Below are 2,374 nucleotides of genomic sequence, written 5' to 3'. Positions count from 1 at the left end.
GCGTATGCCGGAGTAGGCCCGGCGTCTCGGGTGTGGATGAGTGGGTCCAAGAATGAAGTTAAAGATGCCACTTTCCACATGATAAAGAAAGCTGAAGGAGAGGCGGTTGGACGGGGGACGAATAAACTTTATAGAGGAGATAGTTTGTTGCACTCATCTAAAAGACCTAATGGAATTGGTAAACCGTTTATATCAGATTCAGGTAATTTAGTTCCTGCAAATAGTAAAGGCATATATAAAAATCGGCAAGTTACTGTTATAGAGCATATTCTCGGAGGTTACAGAAGGAAAGCAAAATCAAATAGTCCCTATATTAGTTTTACCGGTAACAAACTCGTTGTTGGAAATTACGGAGATTATTTAATAGAGTTAGATATTTCTTCTTTGAGAAAAGCCATTAGGTCAGGAGAAGTTAAGAATGTAGCTATTTTATCTCCGAAACAGATTCGAAAATTAATCGAACGAGATAGATCTTTTTCTGATTTTTGGAAGAAAAGGGCATTAAATTGGACTGAGAGAGATAATGAGTATTTGATAAGAGGTGAAGTACCTAGCAAATTCATAAAAATTTATCCTAGGGAGTGAGTATTAAATATGTTTCTATATTTTCAAAATGAATGTCTAGGTGAAATACAGGATATTAACACTGAAGGTATGTGGGTATACGGTAAACTTATAGCGAATCAAAATATGGTGAAGTTTAGGAAGTTTTTTGAGGATCTAACGAATGAGGAAAATCATTTTAAAGAAAGTGAATATAATGAGGAATGGTTGAATGATGATAATTGGTTTGTTGTAGATAGTCATGGAGATAAAAAGGGAATTTATTTACCTGCTGTGTATGAGGATGGAGAAATAAATTGGAGATGGAGATAAAGCTTAGGGTTAAGAAAAAACCTTGAAAGGTAACATGCCTTTCAAGGTTTTTTTCTATTGTACCTGCCATCGTGACTGTATTACAAGCATTGCCTCTGTTTCGTGGCAGTCGGTGTATGGGGTGTTCAGTGTCTCTGGTGTGGATGAGTGAGGCAAGAGACGCGTCCCTCAACATGATAAAGAACGTTGAGAGGGAGTAGTTGAGAAGAGTGCTATGGGGTACGGGTAAACCTTTACAAAAACATCATTATGCTACTAATAAAAGTAAAAAATATACTTCACAAATAGAGGCTATAACCAAAAAATATGGACTAGATTTGGATGGCGTTTGGAATATAGAAATTACTACCTCATCAGGGAAGACATCCAAATGCTTATCATGAGTATGTGTTAAGTAATATTAGGAATTTTGATAAAATAGCTAAGGGGGATAAAAGGAAATTTTTAATATTATTTGAACAACTAAAAGAGGAAATTAGAAAGAACCCAGAGATGCTTTATAAAGATTATTGGAGGAAGAAATAATGAGGTTTTATAAGTTGCTAATGGATGATAGTGACGATAGAGATGTAGTAGCACACTGTATAGATACAAAGGGATTTGAACAATATGAATTATCGGAAGGTAAGTACATTCATAATTGGAATAGCGAAATCACCTTTTACTTTGACCCTAAAGAAGCAGAAAAGTTAACAGATTATTTAGCAAATAATTTAGGATGGTTTATAGTTTCTGAAAGATTTAAAGCGATTTTAGAAGAAGTAGATAGTGGTATACAATATCTTCCTGTAAATGTAGTAAATAAAGGTGAAAATAAAATTTTAAAAGGTTTTTCTGTAGCTAACATTTTGAATGTTGTTGATGCATTAAACTTAGAACATTCAGATTACAGTGTGTTTGAGCTTGATGGTGAAAGAATATATAGTATTAAAAAATATGCTTTATGTAAAGAGGCAATACAATCAAAGCATATTATTAAACTCAAGGGTGATGAAATTCCAATATTCATATCAGAAGAACTTAGAGAATTAATAGAGAAAAATAATATAACAGGATTTGACTTCTTAGAGGTTAAAGTAATCTGATTTTATACAGTAATATGGCTCTGAATCATAAGGATCTGACTTCCTTAAAAGAACCAAAAATATCATATAAAAATTTTTCACTTTCTACTTTGGAATTGCTTAATTGAAATTAAAAAGGACAGCACCAAAATTATTGGTCACTATAGTGTGAGTAATGTTTAAGAGCAACACTTAAAGCTAAAATCGCAGAACTTATAGATAAGAAATATGAAAAATGATACCTTGATTGGCCACAAGCTTTTCAAGGTTTTTGTTTTAAAAACGAAGTTCACTGCTCGTGTGTCCTCGAAAATCTCATAAAAACAAAGAACTGATCTAGCGTACTACCGCCGCGATGCGCCAAGCGGACCAAATGCTCGCTGGAAATATAGAGGAATTGGGTTTGGAGTTTCTTGGATGGTGCGCCTATTCGG

Annotated in this window: 3 protein-coding genes and 2 pseudogenes; all 5 read left to right on the top strand. The window is 33.9% G+C overall.

Annotated features, from left to right (window positions below; genetic code table 11):
• Positions 1-585 (top strand): annotated as a pseudogene (locus tag DSM465_RS0117730) (hypothetical protein); the annotation flags it as partial.
• A 9-nt stretch (positions 586-594) separates the two neighbouring features.
• Entirely contained in the window at positions 595-876 is a 282-nt protein-coding gene (locus DSM465_RS0117725) for a hypothetical protein (protein ID WP_008881167.1), read from the top strand.
• 209 nt (positions 877-1,085) lie between these two features.
• Positions 1,086-1,259 carry an AHH domain-containing protein gene (locus tag DSM465_RS20340; protein ID WP_223812951.1) on the top strand — a complete coding sequence of 58 codons (174 nt, stop codon included), beginning with the start codon at positions 1,086-1,088 and terminating at the stop codon, positions 1,257-1,259.
• Positions 1,240-1,401, top strand: a pseudogene (locus DSM465_RS20335) (RHS repeat-associated core domain-containing protein); the annotation flags it as partial. The gene DSM465_RS20340 and the pseudogene DSM465_RS20335, both read left to right, overlap by 20 nt.
• Positions 1,401-1,961, top strand: a complete 561-nt coding sequence (locus tag DSM465_RS0117715; RefSeq protein ID WP_011886777.1) for an imm11 family protein — start codon at positions 1,401-1,403, stop codon at positions 1,959-1,961. The pseudogene DSM465_RS20335 and the gene DSM465_RS0117715, both read left to right, overlap by 1 nt.
• Positions 1,962-2,374: the final 413 nt, after the last annotated feature.

This window comes from Geobacillus thermodenitrificans subsp. thermodenitrificans DSM 465, assembly GCF_000496575.1.
In the GTDB taxonomy this organism is placed as follows: Bacteria; Bacillota; Bacilli; order Bacillales; family Anoxybacillaceae; genus Geobacillus; species Geobacillus thermodenitrificans.
This window is presented reverse-complemented; position numbering and strand designations above follow the sequence as displayed.